Genomic DNA, 17,059 nt, shown 5'->3' on the forward strand with positions numbered 1-17,059 from the left:
CGAATCTCTCAATTCTAGAATAAAAATCCTTTTTCTCTGTTGACAAGGTGTTTACTTTTTTAGCGTTTAGAGACATGAATGCAGCTAGAATGGAATAAAACTAGAAAAAGCAACCCCAAGGCTATTACAAGCCTGTGCCGGGTAATGATGAGATTAAATCAGGAGTTGAAACAGCACATGACACAAGCGACTCAAGCTAAACAACGCGGCATTCTGTTGAGCGAATCAGCATTACACCAGGTAAAATCTCTTCAAGGCAAGCAAGGTCAAGATTTATGTTTACGGGTGGGAGTCCGTCAAGGTGGTTGCTCCGGGATGTCTTACATGATGGATTTTGAGGACAGTAGTAAGATCACCCCTCAGGATGAAGTTTTTGATTATGATGGCTTCAAAATTGTCTGCGACCCCAAAAGCCTACTATACTTGTACGGTTTGATGCTTGATTATAGTGATGCCATGATCGGTGGTGGGTTTCAATTCACTAACCCTAATGCCTCCCAAACCTGCGGTTGCGGCAAGTCATTTGGTGTGTAATATAGTCAATTGTTAGTGGTCAGTCGTCAGTTGTGAAGAACTAATGACCTGTTTGACCAATAACCTGTTTGACCAATAACCTGTTTGACCAATGACTACAACAATTGAAGAACTGTTTGACACAGGTTTAGAACGTTATAAAGCAGGAGAATCGGTAGAATCGCTCATTCCGGTATTTAAAGAAGTGTGCGATCGCTCTCCTAAAACTAGTTCGGCTTGGATTTGTCTGGCTTGGTTATATCTACTCGATAACAAAGCCAACTTAGCTTACAAAGCTGCAAATAAAGCAGTCAAGTTGAATCCACAAGACCCACAGGCCAGGATTAATCTGGCCTTAGCCATGCTGGAAACAGGTCAAAAAGGTCTGCGCGAACACATCGATTTTGCACAACAGTTGATATTTGTCAACCAAGAATGGGAAGATGAAATTAAAAGTAGCATTGCCGATGGTTTAAGCAGAAAACCAGATTGGAAGAGTTTAGAAAAAGTCCAAAAATGGCTATTTGAAAAATAAGTTGTAATTTTTAATTCGTAATTCATTAGGAATTACGAATTATTATCACTAATTCTAGAAGCTTATACAAGATGAAAGATAAATTATTAAACTGGCTAAACTTATTATTAGTTGCTGATGTTTTCCTGGTGATTTTAGGTTTTGTTTGGTTTGCTGTCGCGGTTGCTGGTAATGCTTCAGGAATCAACTTAGGTTTAGATTTATGGCATAAACTGTGGATACCTGTATTTAACCCAGCTATTGGCATCCTTATGGGTGGGGCGCTACTGAGTGGCATTACCAGTTGGGTGTCTAAGAAATTGATGAAAAATTAGTTATGGCAGGTGACAGGTGACAGGTGACAGGTAATAGGGAATAGGCAATAGGAAATAATGATTTAATTACCAATTACCAATTACCAATTACCAATCTAAAATTGAATTACAAATTATTCAAGAATTTGCGTCAGTGCTGCTGGCAAACTGGGATATTTGTACTCAAAACCTGATGTTAAAGTGCGTTTGGGGAGAACTTGCTGACCTTCTAACACTACTACTGCCCCATCTCCTAACATAGCTTCTAGAGCAAAAGACGGCACAGGCAACCAAGAAGGACGATTCATTACCTGTCCCATAGTTGAACTTAACTCTGTCATTCGCACAGGTTTGGGAGCAGTAGCATTATATATGCCCTCCATTTCTGGCTTAGTTAAAGCTTGCAGAATTAAGTTAACTATATCGTCTATATGAATCCATGAAAACCACTGCCGACCACTACCAATGGGTCCACCGGCAAAGAGTTTAAAAGGAGTAATCATTTTCCCCAAAGCACCACCATTGCCCAAAACAATCCCAAAGCGCAAAATTACCAATCGCACACCAGCATCTTTCACTTTTTGTGCTTCGGCTTCCCATTCTTGGCAGACTTGAGCCAGAAAATCTCTACCAGAAGGGCTATTTTCATCAAAGGTAGCAGTTTCGCTAGTTCCATAGTAGCCAATAGCCGAAGCGTTGACTAACACAGTTGGCTGAGGATTAACCTTAGCTATAGCTTCCACAATTTTTTGTGTACCGAGTTTGCGGCTATTGAGAATTTTCTGCTTACGTTCTGGTGTCCAACGTTCCTCAGCAATAGGTTCTCCGGCCAAATTCACTACACCATCACAACCAGCAATAGCATCTTGCCAAGCACCAGATACACCCGGTGTATAGGCTAATATTTCTAGATTTGGGAAAGCCTGAGAGGGAAAAACCTTATGGGCCAAGCCAGTATTCCGGCTGAAAACTAGTATTCTATGACCTTCATCTTGTAGCCGTTTTACTAAACGACTACCGACAAATCCTGTGGCTCCAGTAATTGCTACTTTCATTTTTAACTTAGGCTAAATCACTATTGTACAGTCTTGCTTTTTACCTCGATTTAACGGTTTTTCAGCTTGTACAAACGAAGTGTGATTTTTTGCCTGAGAAAAAAGCTGATAGGACACTGATTATATACTAAAGATGGTTTGGAACTCTACTTTTAAACGCAGAGGCTCGCTGAGGTAAACGCAAAGGTACGCGGAGTCTTTGTTCAAGTTTTCGCTCTCCAATTAACTCGCGTCTTCCCAGTCGCTGAGTAATTCACGTTCCTGCTTTTTGGCTTTGCTTTTGCGAACTGGCACTTTAGGAGTACCAATATCAACAGATCCAAAAGACTGTTTTGTCTTTTTGGCAGATTTGTTTTCTTGTGTGTTAGTCATGGCTAGATGAATTTGATAAAAACTTCAGTCTTAATTTATAACATCAAGTTTTTGACAGGAATTTCCGGAAGATAAATTTGGTTTTTTGAAAAACTCAATTAATTGCCAGAATCTGGGGATTTTGTGGGATGGACTACAGAAAAACCTGAGCGGATTGGTTGGTTATTAGCTAATTCAACTTGAAAACTTATCCTATCACTCATCTGGTTACTTCTGGCTTCCAGAGTCCAACTACCAGGGCGTAAATGCCAAAATAAAGCATTAGCTGATTGTGTAGATAACTTCTTACCATTCAGCCACCACTCTATCGGTTGATTAAATGCGCCGGCTAGTTTAAATTCTAATTTTTGCTGTCCTTCTGCACCGGGATTTACTAGAAATAAATCACCATCACGAGGAGATAAAATTCTGATTTGATTAGCAGCAAAAGAGTTAAATTGTGGTTGTTTTGCTAACCATTCATCATACTCTGGAGGTAAATGGAAGTTTTGCTGATCTTCATAAGCAATTTTATCTTCAGGAGAGAAATATTCCTGTACCACTGAGTGACAATTAGGTGTAGGTTTTAACCCTGAAATAGCACAGATGGGTAATTGCACCATTGCTTCTGGATGTGGAAAATCTGCGGGTGATTGATGTTCGTGCAGGTGTAACATAATCCGGTTCCACAAAGGTGCAGCCCCAGTCACACCAGACACCTGACGCATTGGTTCACCGCTGAAATTGCCTACCCAAGTAGCGACAGTGTAATCTGTAGAAAAGCCCACAGTCCAAGTATCACGATAATTTGATGAAGTGCCAGTTTTCACAGCCGTAGGGAAGGGCAAATTTAACACCGAGTCTACACCAAAAGCAGTAGCACGGGCATAGCGATCGCTTAAAATATCGATAATTAATTGCCACGTTGGCTTTTTGCTTGGGGAAAGGGAAGTTGGGGTCTGAGGTTCCGTTAATATAGTTACTAATGGTGTACTTTCTCCCAAACGCGCCATAGTTAAATAAGCCCTGGCGAGTTCCCATAAACTCACTTCTCCACTACCCAAAGTCAACCCCAAACCGTAATATTCAACACTTTGATTTAGATGTGCAAACCCCAACTCATGCAACCGATTTAAAAAGGTTTGGACACCAACTTTTTCTAACACCTTTACCGCAGGTACATTTAAAGAATTTGCCAAAGCAACTCTTACCCGCACGGGGCCAAGAAAGCTGTTAGTATAATCTGTAGGGCTATATAATTTTGCCCCCGGAATCGCGTAATGAGAAGGGACATCCGCCAAAATAGAATTAGGTTTAATTGCACCTTTTTCTAAAGCTAATTCATACACAAACGGCTTGAGGGTAGAACCTGGTTGACGCAACGCCTGTACTCCATCATTTCTTCCTAATTTCACTTCATTAAAATAATCAGGCGAACCGACATAAGCTAAAACCTCCCCAGAGTAGTTGTCAATTATCAACGCAGCTGCATCATGGACATTATTAGCAGCAAGTGTAGAAATAACCTGCTGTACCTGTGCTTCCACAAACTGCTGTAAAGGTCGATTTATCGTAGTCTGAATAGGAGAAGATTCCAGCCCCTCTCCTCGCTTACGGGTTAGGGGTGGGGTATTTTGTGCTAACCAAAACAAAAAATGTGGTGCAGCAATAATTCCGTTTTGACGAGATTGAAATACAACTTTTTCTGTATATATGCGTTTTGCTTCTAGATGAGAAATATATCCCTCTTGTACCATGCGATTTAAAACATATTTCTGCCTTTTCTTTAATCTTTCCCAATGTGCATAAGGATTAAAATATGTAGGATTATTAGGAATAGCCGCTAACAGTGAAGCTTGGGCTAAATTTAAATCACTTGCAGAAATAGAAAAATAAATCCGCGCTGCTGCTTCCACACCATAAATATTTCCCCCCATTGGTAAACGATTAATATAAGCAGAGAGAATTTCATCTTTATTCATTCCCGCAGTTAACCGCCAAGATAGCCAAATTTCCTGTAACTTTCCCGAAATATTCCGAGGAGAATTATCTAACATCCGCGCCAATTGCATTGTAATTGTCGAAGCACCGGAAACAATTTTTTTCGCATGAATTGCTTCCTTAATAGCGCGAATAATTGCCTTTATATCCAACGCCCCATGTTGATAAAAGCTACTATCTTCAGCCGCTAAAATAGCGTTGATAAATTGGGGGGAAATCTGAGTTAATGGGATAATTGCTGTATGTTCTTGGTCACGGGTTAGTATGGTTCCCAATGGTAAACCATTACGATCTGTAAATTCCATTGCTAACTGCTTTTGGGCTATATCTACACTATGAATAGGTGCAAGATAAGGCATTAAGCGCACTATCAAGCAGAAGATAATTACAGCTAAGATGATTTTAAGAGGTTTATATCTATTGGGATAACGGCAATATGATTTTATCTCACGCAGAGTCGCAGAGACACAGAGAGTGGGAGTTTTGAGGTTACGAGTTTTAAAGTTCATAATTTGAAACTTCAATTTAGGTAAAAGAGATTCCGCAAAAAATCAATATTCCTGAAATGTTAAGAATTGTATGAATTGTTGGAAATAATCTCACTAGATTAGGTATCTATGTAAACAACGAAGGTGGGCATTGTCTATTATTGATATTTTTTAAATTTATTTAATATGATGTTGAGAAGATTTCTTAAATTCCTATTTGTCATCACTTTTATATTAGGCATAAGTGGCTGTAATTTTGTGGGTATCACTCCAGATAAAGAAAAGTTACCAACGGTTACATCTCTTGCACCGCCAAAGTTACCAGACTGGATAGAACAAATAAGTCCTTTAGGAGATGCAAAAACTCTGAGTCAAATTCGTATTCGGTTTAAAGAAGCTTTAATTCCCGTTGAAAGTCTTGATAGTTCAGAACAGCAGAATTTATTAACTAAATTTGCTCTTTGGCCACCTTTACCTGGAAAATTTCGCTTTTTAACACCGCGTATGGTAGGTTTTCAAGCGGATAAAGCTTTACCCAAAGCCACGCGAGTTAAAGTTACTCTCAAAGCTGGGTTAGCAGATTTAAAAAATCATCGTTTAGATCAAGATTTAGCTTGGACTTTTAACACTGAACCCATTAATATCAGCAATTTACCAGGGGTTAACCCTGCTGAAAAAGCAGAAATTGAACCAATTGATTTACAGCCTAAGTTGCAATTTACATCCAATATTGAACTAGATTTAGATTCTGTACAACAGCATTTACAGCTAATTCGTCAAGGCAAAAATCAAGGTTTAGGTTTTCAGGTGGAATTAGCAAAATCAGCAGAACCGGAAATTTTAGATCCTTTCCAAAAGTTTGATGCTTCTGCACGAAATTGGATTTATAATATCACCCCTAGAAGAGAACTTAAAAGATCTAATAATTACAGGTTAGTATTTTCTCCAGGTATACTTCCAGCTTATGGAAATCTTCCCAGTGAGAAAGAGTTTGTTAGTAAGTTAGCGACTTATTCTGCTTTAGCATTTCAGGGAATTAAATCTTATGGACAACCTGACTCAGCCGGAACTTATGGTAGATTTATTAAAGGTAGTCCCCAGCTAGAATTTAATAACGTCTTATTACCAGATTCGGTCAAAGAGAATATTAAAATTAATCCGTCACCTAAAGACATTGATAGAGTTCTGCAAATCTATGATCAAGATAGAATTGTTAGTATTAATCCTTATGCTTTAGAACCAGCTACAACTTATACGATTAATATTGGCAGAAATCTGAAAGATAAATTTGGGCAAACATTGGGTAAACCTCTCACAATAAAATATAACACTGGTGACTTAGCTGGCAATATTTCAGTTCCCTCTGATTTAAATATCTTCCCCACAGATAAAGATTTACAATTAAATATTGATACTATCAATTTACCAGAAGCAAAATACAAAGCAGATTATCGAATAATTAAACCAACGGACTTAGTTTATACAAATAATGCTGATGATTTATTGCCAACACCATCCAAGTGGCAGAGTTTCAAAATAGCAGTTAAGAAAAATCAGTCAGTGACTGTGAATGTTCCCCTTAAAGAAAAATTAGGTGCTAATAAGGGAATGTTAGCTTATGGAGTGCAAGCACGAACTAATAAATATCAAGAAAATACTCAGCAATTGTGGAGAGAACCGACGACTTATGGAATGGTGCAATTAACTAATTTAGGTGTATTTAGTCAATGGTTTCCAGAATCGGGTTTAATTCGAGTTCATCATCTTAGTGATGGTTCACCAGTCAAAGCTGCAAATATTGAAATCTATCAATCAAAATTAAATGAAAAATCTCGCCCTCAACCTGTACCTTGTGCAAATGGGAAAACTGATGAAAATGGAATTTTTAAAGTTGGCAATGATCAATTACAAAAATGTTATGATAATCAGGAAAAATTACCGAAATTTCTAGTAATTGCTAGTGAAAATCAAGATTGGGCTTTTACCAGAACTCAGGAATATAGCGGTGCTTATGGTTACGGTATTGATACGGGTTGGGAAGATGGAAAACCGATATCACGAGGGGTAATATTTTCAGATAGAAAGTTATATCAACCAGGAGAAAAAGCTTGGTTTACTGGTTTTGCGTATTTTTTAGAAAATGGGGCAATTCAGGAAGATATAAACGCAACTTATACAATAACTTTAGTCAATCCCAACGGAGAAAATACTGATTTAGGTACGCAAACTACAAATAAATTCGGGACATTTTCTCTAGAGATACCAATTCAAAAAAACTTACCTTTAGGCTATTATACTATTCAAGCTAAAGGTAAAAATAAGCGAGAAATATCTGGTGAATTTCGAGTTGCTGAGTTTAAACCACCGAATTTCAAAGTTGATTTAAAGCTAAATAAAGAATTTGTACTCATTGGTAATAAAGTTGATGCAGATGTAGCTAGTAATTATTTATTTGGTTCACCAGTCGAAGGAGGAGAAGCCAAGTATTTTATTACTCGTCAGCAGACGAATTTTATTCCTAAAGGTTGGGAGGAATTTAGTTTTGGTAGACAATGGTTTTGGCCTGAAGAAAGTCCGAATCTCTCTAGCGATGTTTTACAAACTACTACTCAGCTTGATGCTAATGGTAAAAATAGTCAAACAGTAACGGTAGCGTCAGATTTACCCTATCCCATGACTTACCGGGTAGATGTACAAGTGGCAGATGTTTCTAATTTATCGGTTGCTAATTCTCAAACTTTTACCGCTTTACCTAGTAATAGACTTATTGGATTAAAAAGCAATTTTGTAGCTGATGCTGGTAAAGATGTTCCTATAGAAATTATTGTGACTGACGCGACAGGAAAACCATTAGAAAATCAACAGGTGCGTCTGGAATTACAACAGATGAAATATAACAGCGTCACCCAAGTAGTTGAAGGTAGCAAAACTCCCAAAAATCAAGTTGAATATCAAACAGTTTCTAAAATTGAATTTACATCTTCTAATATTCCCCAAACAGTAAATTTAAAACCAACCGCATCAGGTTCATATCGCATTCGGGCTAATTTTAGTGATACTAACAATGACAATACAGCCACAGATTTACAAATTTGGGTAACAGGAGAAAATCAAGTATTTTGGGGTGAAGAAGAAAAAAATAAATTGTCAGTTAAATTAAATAAAAAAGAATTTAAAGTTGGTGAGACGGCTACCGCTTTGATTCAATCTCCTTACCCAGAAGGGGAATTATATTTTGCTGTAATTAAAGATAAACCTCTCTATCAGCAAGTAACCAAAGTTAAAGGAAGTGCGCCACAAATTCAGTTTATAGTTACGCCAGAAATGTTACCCAATGCATCTGTAGAAGCGGTGTTAGTCAGACAAGGTAAACCACTGAATCAAGTAGAAACAGGAAGTTTAGAAAATTTGGCGCGGATTGGTTTTGCACCGTTTAAAGTTAATTTGGCAGATAAATATTTAAAAATGCAAATTAACCCAGTTGAAAAATCCTTAGAACCGGGAAAAGAAGAAACCCTAGAACTGGAATTAACAGATATTCAAGAAAAGCCAACCCCAGGACAATTTACTGTCATGGTTGTTAATGAAGCGGTGTTACAACTTGCTGGTTATCGTCCTCCAAATTTGGTAGATACTGTTTATGCAGAACAGCCGATTTCTACCCGTTTTAGTGATAACCGTCCTGATGTGAGATTAACACAATTAGCTGCAATGTTACCGAAAGGTTGGGGTTATGGAGGTGGTTTATCCAGTGCTTTAGCAAATACTCGCATTCGCAAAGATTTTCAAGCTTTAGCTTATTACAATGGTTCAGTAATTACTGATGAAAAAGGTAAAGCGAAAATCACTTTTAAATTACCAGATGATTTAACAACATGGCGGGTTATGGTTATTGCTGTGGACGGAAATCTGCGTTTTGGGAATGGTGAAGCGACATTTATCACCACAAAGCCATTATTAACTAATGCTATCTTGCCACAATTTGCCCGGTCAGGCGATCGCATTCTTGCAGGTTTATCCGTCACCAACACCACCACAAACACTGGAAACCTCAACATTCGCGGTGAACTTAGCGGTTCTCTCAAGTTCGCAGAAAATAACCCCACAACGACAACTCTACAAACACCAGTTGAGTCAGGAACCCAAGGTTATCGTTTCCCAATGGTGGCTGGTAATGTTGGTGAAGGTATGGTTACATTTACAACAGGGTTAAATAATACCGCCGATGCTTTTACAGTTCCTCTGGAAATTAAACCCTTAGAAATTACAGAACAAGTTGTAGAAACTGGTGTAAGTGAAAAACAAGTAAAAATTCCCCTGAATGTTGATAATAATACTTTCCCGCAAACAGGAGGTTTAGATATTCAATTAGCCAGTACTTTAATTCCTGAAATTAAAGCCCCAGTAAAACAAGTTTTAGATGATCATAATTTACCATTTGCAGAACCAGCCGCAAGTCAATTATTAATTGCTGCAAATCTGCAAACTCTTACCCAACAATATAACCAAACATTTGCAGAATTTAATCCCCAACAACAAGCAAATCAAGCAATTGAACAATTACAAAAACTGCAAATAGCAGATGGTGGTTTTGTCGCTTTTCCAGGACAAGAAAAATCAGATCCTTGGGTTTCGGCTTACGCCGCCGAATCACTAATCAAAGCTAATCAAGTTTATCCTGGTTTAGTCGATTCTAAAATTTTATCTCGCCTGAAAACTTATTTACAAAATGTTCTTACTAACCCCGGAAAATACGATTTTTGTAAACAAAAACTCTGTAAATCTCAACTGCAACTTAATGCTTTAATTGCCCTATCACAATTAGGTGATAAACGCAATAGTTTTTTGTTAGATATTTATCAACAACGTGAAGCTTTTGATGTAGTCACCCAAATTAAATTAGCACGATATTTATCTCAATTTTCTGAATGGCAAAATGAAGCGCAAATCATGCGAATTCAGTTACAAAAGAATATCTATGAAACTGGACGTACCGCAGTTGTGAATTTACCCCGTAGTTGGGGATGGATGAATTCACAAACCACAACACAAGCCCAAGCTTTAAGACTATTTATTAACCAAAAAGCTAATGCCGAAATCCTTGATAAATTACTTCAAAGTTTGCTGAATCTCCGTAGAAATGGCACATGGCAAACAAGTTATAATAACGCCCAAGCCTTAACAGCTTTAGTCGAGTATAGTCAACTCCAACCCACACCACCTAATTTTGTAGCTACGGTAAAATTAGCAGGTAAAAAATTAGGAGAAAATCGTTTTAATGGCTACCAAAATCCTAGCTTTCAGGTAAATGTCCCCATGAATAAATTACCTCTTGGTCGTCATGATTTAGTTTTGCAAAAATCTGGTCAAGGTAATTTACATTATTTAGTCGCTTACAATTATCGCTTGCCAGGAAATCAACCAGGAAGATTTAATGGTTTACGGATAACACGAGAAATTAGTAAAGTTAATTCCGAGAAAGTTATCCAAAAAACGGGAATGTATGCTTTTGATAAACCAGTAACTTTACAACCAGGACAAGTTTTTGATATTGGTTTAGAAATAATTACAGATCATCCTGTAGATCATGTAGTGATTAAAGATCCCTTACCTGCGGGTTTTGAAGCTGTAGATGATAGTTTTCAAACTGCGACACCGGCATTACAAGCCAAAGCCGATAATTGGCAATTAGGATATAAAACAATCTATAAAGATCGAATTATTTCCTATGCAGATCATCTCGAACCAGGAGTTTACAGTTTACATTATTTAGTCCGTTCTGTGACTCCTGGTACATTCCTTTGGCCTGGTTCGCAGGTGTATTTACAATATGCACCAGAGGAATTTGGACGCACTGCGGATATAAAATTGAACATAATAGATGAGGTAATCAAATGAAATCTAGTAACACTGAATTATTAGCCAAACTTACAGAAATGGCAAGAGACTTAGAGTTTCCTGTGAGTTGTTCATCTCACCCTATTCACCCTTTTATTTGGGAAATAGAAGCGCAAGGAGAATTAAGTATAGAAAATTTACTTAAAACTGAAACTCCAAATTTCTTGGGTTACAGCGAAGGTGGGCAAATCATGAGAACTGGAGATTTAGAAGAGTATTGGCAGTTTGTTATCTCACAAGCTGAAAATCGTAGTCCAGAAACATTGCCAAATTATCAAACATTAATTGATTTACTACAATCTCATCTTACCAATATAGAATTACTGAAAATTCGGACATTACATGACCCAAAAGATAGCTTTCATCTTATTGTGGGAATGACCACATCCGGGGAATGGATAGGAATTTCTCCGAATATTCCTACAGATGCTGAAGACTGCGACCAAATGGGGATATATAATACAGAACAAATATTTTTAACTGCATATCAACCACAAACCGAAATTACAATTAATTTACTCAATAGATTACAACCAATTTTACAAGATTTAGAATTTTACGAACCAGAAATTTTTGGTTTTTATACAGATAAAGGTTGGACGGTGAGAGTAGGTGCAACCAGAGAAGTGATGATTCATAGTTTATTAGAAGCAGTTGGTTTTGCAAGAACTTTTCCTGTGTGTAAACTTTTCCATGAAGAGGAATATGATGAAGAAGAACTGGAAGACGCTAAAGTTTATCTAGTTTTAGATGAATTTTTGGCAGAAAATATTACCAATTTACGTACTTATATGTTTGGTATGACGGTTTCCTATGTTTTTTATATAATTGGTCAAACTCCCTCTGGTGACTGGGCTGGTGTAACTTCATTAGCAGCTTGGGCTTAATTATAAACTTACATAGTAGGGCATAGTAGGGAATAGGGAATAACATAGGACTTACGCACTATACAAATTAGACATCATTTATATCAACCAAAATTATTTATTTCCGGCATATTAGTAGGGTGGGCAATGCCCACCTGATTGTGAAGATGCAAGATGTGAGATTACCTACTGGACAATCTGATTCCGACAGTATTCTTGAGTAGGTGTCACAGAAACAACTTCCACCTCTACAGGTTGTTCTGGCATTGGGTTAATAATAAACTCACTCGCACCTGCATGAGGTTTTTGCTGATTTCCCCAATCGTATGTATAGCCTAAACCTGACCAAGGATAATATTCTTTGTTGGCATTCGTGTAAGAATTAGTGTATATTGCCTTGACTACAGGACTGCTATCAGGAATAGGTAAAGGCAAAAGATTACAACTAGAATCGTTAATTTCTGAATCAATACATGGTCTGCTTAAATCTTCCGCTTTTACCCACATTTCTACAAAATGGGATTTAGTGGAATATTTATTTAAAATCAAACCTAAATACTGTTGTAGCCTCAATGAAAGTTCAATATTATCAGGAATATTGCTATCAACGCCTTGATATTGCTGACAAAATTGTTTAACTTGTGGGACTGCTGTAAACCAAGTTTGATAGGGTAGCAGTTTTTTTGAACCCACTGGCCAATCTACACTGGGATTATTCACATATTTCCAAGTTGACATTAAATATTCAATTTTTCCATTATTTTCTCTCCATTTAACTTGGGGATTATTGGGAGATAATGCCCACAAATCATTAACTACTTCATCCTCTACTGCTTGTTTGGCATCTGCGATACTTTCTGCCAATGTTTTTGTCAAAATGTTATAAGTTTCTGGTTGATATTGCATATTTATTTTTAACCAAGAAACCTGAGTATTGATTTTTTGTAATACAATATTTTTGTATAAAGGAAAATTAATAACTACGTAATGATTAGTAAGGTAATTATAATTGCACCAATCCTGTAGTAAATTACTAAAAACAAGTTAAATTTTACACATTTATAGTTCTGATTTTGAACCTATTTTGCCCAGAAATTCCCCTGCTAATCCTGGATATACCATTTAGCAAAGCAGGGGTATGGTTTTCAAGATGTAAGAGTTTCTCTAATCTTGGTTTTTTGAAGTGATTGATACCAATTGGGAATTTTATATTAGTAATACTTATAATTAGACTATTTGAGCTATTTGCAGTACTATAATCTATTCCTCCTTTGCAGAATTACAAGATCTACTAAAATTTATATACCGCAGCTAATGGTATCTTAAATATGCCTAAACCTGAAATCTACATGACATTGAGATTGACACAACCACAGCAAGATTTACTCCGAGAGTATTGTCAACAAACTGGTAGAAATCAAACAGATGTGTTGCAGGAATTGGTGCGGGGATGAAAACATCAAACCAAAATAACAAATAAAGAGGTTTAAAAGCCGCTTATATTCCTATATAATGATTGGTAAACCTTCCGGCTTTTATATCTGGCATTGGCAACTATAGGAGTAGTTTTTAACCCTAATGTGAATTGTGAATTGTTCAGCCTCTCTATTGCACAGGATCAACAGGGCTAAATAATCCTTAATTTAAGGAGGTATACTTTCAAGCAATCATACTTAGACCCAAAACCTAACATAAATAAGTTTAATAGCACAGTTGATCATTCGTAAATTCTAAATCCTACTATATCAAATAAAGTTATGTCAGTACACCAACCAAATGCTGAAGAGACCACGGATTTGATTATTGGTGTTCAAAACCAAGAAACCTATGAGTTACAAACAGACTCTTCACCTGTAGTCAGTCTATCCAAAAGAAAAGGAACTATTTCTCAGTTTCTCGCTCCCCTGACTCAAGACAGTTTTAAACAAGTAGTTCAGGAAGTTGAGCATAAATTACGGATTGTCAATGAAACCTTATCCATGTTGGATTATCAGGGTTTTGAAACAATCTTACAGGAAATGTTGCATTCAATTACCTTGAAAACAGGAGAATTATTAGGAGCAGACCGGACTACAATATTTTTATTAGATGAAGAAAACCAAGAACTCTGGTCTACTTTAGCTGAAGGGCAAGGTAAGCGGCTTTTAGAGATTAGGATTCCATCTAACAAAGGTATTGCGGGGGAAGTTGCGACTTTAAAGAAAGTAATCAATATCCCCTTTGATTTTTATAATGATAAACGGTCAATATTTGCTCAAGAGCAAGACAAAAGAAATGGCTATCGCACTTATACAATGTTGGCTTTACCTCTGTTAAACGAAGACGGACAATTAGTAGCGGTAGTACAATTATTAAATAAACTAAAATACCTACATAATCCCAATGATCCCCTTTCGGATCGCATTGATACAAAGGGGTTTACTGAAGCAGATGAAAAATTATTTCAAGATTTTGCCCCTTCCATTCGCCTGATTTTAGAGTCATCGCGCTCTTTTTATATTGCTACTCAAAAACAAAGGGCAGTAGCGGCACTGATGAAGGCGATCAAGTCTCTAAGTCAAAGTAGTCTTGATTTAGAAGATACCCTGAAACGGGTAATGGATGAAGCGAAGGAACTCATGAATGCAGATCGCAGTACACTGTGGTTAATAGACCAGGATCACCATGAATTATGGACGAAAATTCATCAGGGTAATGGTGCAACCAAAGAATTGCGAGTACCCATAGGTAAAGGCTTTGCTGGCATCGTTGCTGCATCTGGCAAAAAGTTAAATATCCCCTTTGACTTGTATGAGCATCCAGATTCAGAAACAGCCCAAAAAATGGATCAGCAAAATGGCTATCGTACCTGTAGTTTGCTGTGTATGCCAGTCTTTAATAGTGATAAAGAATTGATTGGTGTTACTCAATTAGTAAATAAAAAGAAAACAGGAGAATTTCCTGCTTATGATCCTGCTAATTGGCCTGTAGCTCCTGACTGCTTCCAAGCTAGTTTTGATCATAATGATGAAGAGTTCATGGAAGCTTTTAATATTCAGGCAGGTGTAGCACTGCAAAATGCTCAGTTGTTTGCCAAAATCAAACAACAAGAACAAATGCAACGGGATATTCTCCGCAGTCTTTCTAATGGTGTAATTTCCTCAGATAAAGCCGGATACATTATCACTGCTAATGAAAGCGCTAAACGGTTGCTAGGGTTTAATAATGACGAACGTTTAGAAGGCAAACTGGTTAGTGATGTTGTGCATATTAAAGAGGGCGATTTTAGTAAGTGGTTTGCAGATGCTTTATACGCAAATCATTTAAAAACTAGTCAGCAATATTACCCAGATCGCACACTACTGACGACCAGCCAAGAGCAGCATAGTATCAATTTATCACTCAACACCATTGCTGATGCCAGCGACGAAAATCAAGTCTGCGGCGCACTAGTAGTCATGGACGATATCAGTGATGAAAAGCGGCTCAAAAGCACTATGTACCGTTACATGACTCAGGAATTGGCAGAAGAACTGCTGAAATTAGATGACGCTAAATTAGGAGGCGATCGCAAAGAAGTTACTATTTTATTCTCAGATATTCGTGGCTACACTACCCTCACAGAAAATATGGAAGCTGAAGAAGTGGTGGGTATGCTCAATGAATATTTTGAATCAATGGTAGAAGCTGTCTTCAAACATAAAGGCACTCTGGATAAATATATTGGCGATGCCATTATGGCCGTATTTGGTTCACCCCTACCTTTAGAGCAACACGCGCGGATGGCGGTGCAAACATCTTTAGAAATGCGGACTCGCTTGCAACAATTAAATACAGATCGTCTCGCAGCTAATAAAACCCATATCAAAATAGGCATCGGCATTAATTCTGATACCGTGATTAGTGGCAATATCGGCTCTAGTAAGCGGATGGAATTTACCGCTATTGGTGATGGTGTGAATCTTGGTTCTCGATTAGAAAGCGTTAGCAAACAGTACGGTTGCGATATTATTATCAGCGACAATACATATCGACTCTGCCAAGAAGACATTTGGGCTAGGGAACTCGATTACATTCGTGTGAAAGGGCGAAATGAACCTGTAGCCATCTATGAGTTAATCGGGTTACGTTCTGATGCCATCGATAATACCAAACTAGAAGTAATTGAGCATTATCATAAAGGGCGTGAGTATTATCTGAATCGTCAGTTCATCCAAGCTCAAGCAGAATTTGTTAAAGCCTTATCCGCTGACAACAACGACAAAGCTGCCATGTTATACATAAGCCGTTGTCAGCATTGGTTACAATCACCCCCATCAGATGCAACTTGGGATGACGGGGTATGGACGTTTAAGGAAAAATAAGCTTTAATCGCTACCATAGCCCTAAATCGAAGCAAGCTACAAAATCATCTAAAAGCCTACGCCATCGACTTTGGGAATTTTGAATTCACGGCGGTACTATTAGTCAAAGTTCACATCGCACACAAACAAAGTCCGCGTAGGCTAACTCAAAGAATGTAAAATTTTAAGCTGAAAAACCCAACTTCCCAAAATAGTGTCATACTGAACGGTATCACAAGACTGTGTTTATCCAACTGCCACGTTTAAACGTGTATAACCAATGCAAGCTATTTCAACTTCAATTCTAGAGTTTGAGCAATTATTTAGACAAAAATTAAAACTAAATAATTGCCGGCTGATCAAGAAAAGACAAGAAAATAACTATGAAATAACTACTCCAGCTAAAGACATTTTTTTGATGACTTGGTGCGAATTTCCAGAAATTAACTTGGTATATCAGAATGTCGGTATACGCACAGCACAGACTGTGGTTTATGAACGGGCTATCCGCTCTCATATTAGTTCCTGCCTCACAAGTATCAAAAATACTCCTAATAATTGAGAACATTTTTGGTAAATTTACATCTTGTACCAGTCGTAAAAACTGGATTTATGGCGATGTACTAGACCGGAAATCATTTATTTTTCGTGTAAAAATCTGGTCAATCAGGTCTTATTGAGAATGGTGCAAGATATCAGTAAAACAACTAGACCCTCAGAATATTTACTTAAATTAA

At 37.4% G+C, this 17,059-nt stretch carries 12 protein-coding genes; 8 read left to right on the forward strand and 4 right to left on the reverse strand.

What is annotated here, in order from left to right; all coding sequences use genetic code 11:
• The first annotated feature begins 177 nt into the window (after positions 1 to 177).
• From H6G59_RS16760 to H6G59_RS16770, 3 genes are all read left to right on the forward strand, one after another.
• Positions 178 to 534, forward strand: coding sequence for an iron-sulfur cluster assembly accessory protein (locus H6G59_RS16760; protein WP_026104201.1), 357 nt, complete (start codon positions 178 to 180; stop codon positions 532 to 534).
• Between the two features lie 91 nt (positions 535 to 625).
• A complete protein-coding gene (locus H6G59_RS16765; protein WP_071190804.1) occupies positions 626 to 1,048 on the forward strand; it encodes a tetratricopeptide repeat protein in 423 nt (140 codons plus the stop codon).
• Between the two features lie 71 nt (positions 1,049 to 1,119).
• Positions 1,120 to 1,362 carry a hypothetical protein gene (locus H6G59_RS16770; protein ID WP_190716359.1) on the forward strand — a complete coding sequence of 81 codons (243 nt, stop codon included), beginning with the start codon at positions 1,120 to 1,122 and terminating at the stop codon, positions 1,360 to 1,362.
• Between the two features lie 113 nt (positions 1,363 to 1,475).
• Here H6G59_RS16770 and thyD read toward each other — a convergent pair whose 3' ends face one another.
• From thyD to pbpC, 3 genes are all read right to left on the reverse strand, one after another.
• Entirely contained in the window at positions 1,476 to 2,396 is a 921-nt protein-coding gene (thyD, locus tag H6G59_RS16775; RefSeq protein WP_190716360.1) for a thylakoid membrane protein ThyD, read from the reverse strand.
• 222 nt (positions 2,397 to 2,618) lie between these two features.
• Positions 2,619 to 2,768 carry a hypothetical protein gene (locus H6G59_RS16780; RefSeq protein WP_190716362.1) on the reverse strand — a complete coding sequence of 50 codons (150 nt, stop codon included), beginning with the start codon at positions 2,766 to 2,768 and terminating at the stop codon, positions 2,619 to 2,621.
• Positions 2,769 to 2,866: 98 nt separating this feature from the next.
• Positions 2,867 to 5,107, reverse strand: a complete 2,241-nt coding sequence (gene pbpC / locus H6G59_RS16785) for a penicillin-binding protein 1C (protein ID WP_242038904.1) — start codon at positions 5,105 to 5,107, stop codon at positions 2,867 to 2,869.
• 318 nt (positions 5,108 to 5,425) lie between these two features.
• On the opposite strand from pbpC, the gene H6G59_RS16790 reads away from it, so the two are divergent.
• Together H6G59_RS16790 and H6G59_RS16795 are read left to right on the forward strand one after the other, a co-directional pair.
• Positions 5,426 to 11,134, forward strand: a complete 5,709-nt coding sequence (locus H6G59_RS16790) for an alpha-2-macroglobulin family protein (protein ID WP_422602611.1) — start codon at positions 5,426 to 5,428, stop codon at positions 11,132 to 11,134.
• Positions 11,131 to 12,021, forward strand: a complete 891-nt coding sequence (locus H6G59_RS16795; protein WP_190716368.1) for a nuclease A inhibitor family protein — start codon at positions 11,131 to 11,133, stop codon at positions 12,019 to 12,021. Before H6G59_RS16790 ends, H6G59_RS16795 begins: the two co-directional genes overlap by 4 nt.
• A 165-nt stretch (positions 12,022 to 12,186) precedes the next feature.
• Here H6G59_RS16795 and H6G59_RS16800 read toward each other — a convergent pair whose 3' ends face one another.
• Positions 12,187 to 12,906 carry a hypothetical protein gene (locus tag H6G59_RS16800; protein ID WP_242038899.1) on the reverse strand — a complete coding sequence of 240 codons (720 nt, stop codon included), beginning with the start codon at positions 12,904 to 12,906 and terminating at the stop codon, positions 12,187 to 12,189.
• Between the two features lie 422 nt (positions 12,907 to 13,328).
• Here H6G59_RS16800 and H6G59_RS16805 point away from each other — a divergent pair, with 422 nt between their 5' ends.
• From H6G59_RS16805 to H6G59_RS16815, 3 genes are all read left to right on the forward strand, one after another.
• Entirely contained in the window at positions 13,329 to 13,454 is a 126-nt protein-coding gene (locus H6G59_RS16805; RefSeq protein WP_190716370.1) for a CopG family transcriptional regulator, read from the forward strand.
• Between the two features lie 303 nt (positions 13,455 to 13,757).
• A complete protein-coding gene (locus H6G59_RS16810; protein ID WP_190716372.1) occupies positions 13,758 to 16,343 on the forward strand; it encodes a GAF domain-containing protein in 2,586 nt (861 codons plus the stop codon).
• Positions 16,344 to 16,602: 259 nt separating this feature from the next.
• Positions 16,603 to 16,884: a hypothetical protein gene (locus H6G59_RS16815; protein ID WP_190716374.1), complete on the forward strand. Its 282-nt coding sequence runs from the start codon at positions 16,603 to 16,605 to the stop codon at positions 16,882 to 16,884.
• Positions 16,885 to 17,059: the final 175 nt, after the last annotated feature.

The sequence above is a fragment of the Anabaena lutea FACHB-196 genome, assembly GCF_014698305.1.
Classification (GTDB): domain Bacteria; phylum Cyanobacteriota; class Cyanobacteriia; order Cyanobacteriales; family Nostocaceae; genus Anabaena; species Anabaena lutea.

Coding starts and splice junctions, on each gene's coding strand:
- pbpC (WP_242038904.1), bottom strand. CDS start 5,107: ATGCCTTATCTTGCACCTATTCATAGTGTAGATATAGCCCAAAAGCAG.
- H6G59_RS16805 (WP_190716370.1), top strand. CDS start 13,329: ATGCCTAAACCTGAAATCTACATGACATTGAGATTGACACAACCACAG.
- H6G59_RS16815 (WP_190716374.1), top strand. CDS start 16,603: ATGCAAGCTATTTCAACTTCAATTCTAGAGTTTGAGCAATTATTTAGA.
- H6G59_RS16770 (WP_190716359.1), top strand. CDS start 1,120: ATGAAAGATAAATTATTAAACTGGCTAAACTTATTATTAGTTGCTGAT.
- H6G59_RS16760 (WP_026104201.1), top strand. CDS start 178: ATGACACAAGCGACTCAAGCTAAACAACGCGGCATTCTGTTGAGCGAA.
- thyD (WP_190716360.1), bottom strand. CDS start 2,396: ATGAAAGTAGCAATTACTGGAGCCACAGGATTTGTCGGTAGTCGTTTA.
- H6G59_RS16765 (WP_071190804.1), top strand. CDS start 626: ATGACTACAACAATTGAAGAACTGTTTGACACAGGTTTAGAACGTTAT.
- H6G59_RS16795 (WP_190716368.1), top strand. CDS start 11,131: ATGAAATCTAGTAACACTGAATTATTAGCCAAACTTACAGAAATGGCA.
- H6G59_RS16810 (WP_190716372.1), top strand. CDS start 13,758: ATGTCAGTACACCAACCAAATGCTGAAGAGACCACGGATTTGATTATT.
- H6G59_RS16800 (WP_242038899.1), bottom strand. CDS start 12,906: ATGCAATATCAACCAGAAACTTATAACATTTTGACAAAAACATTGGCA.
- H6G59_RS16790 (WP_422602611.1), top strand. CDS start 5,426: ATGTTGAGAAGATTTCTTAAATTCCTATTTGTCATCACTTTTATATTA.
- H6G59_RS16780 (WP_190716362.1), bottom strand. CDS start 2,768: ATGACTAACACACAAGAAAACAAATCTGCCAAAAAGACAAAACAGTCT.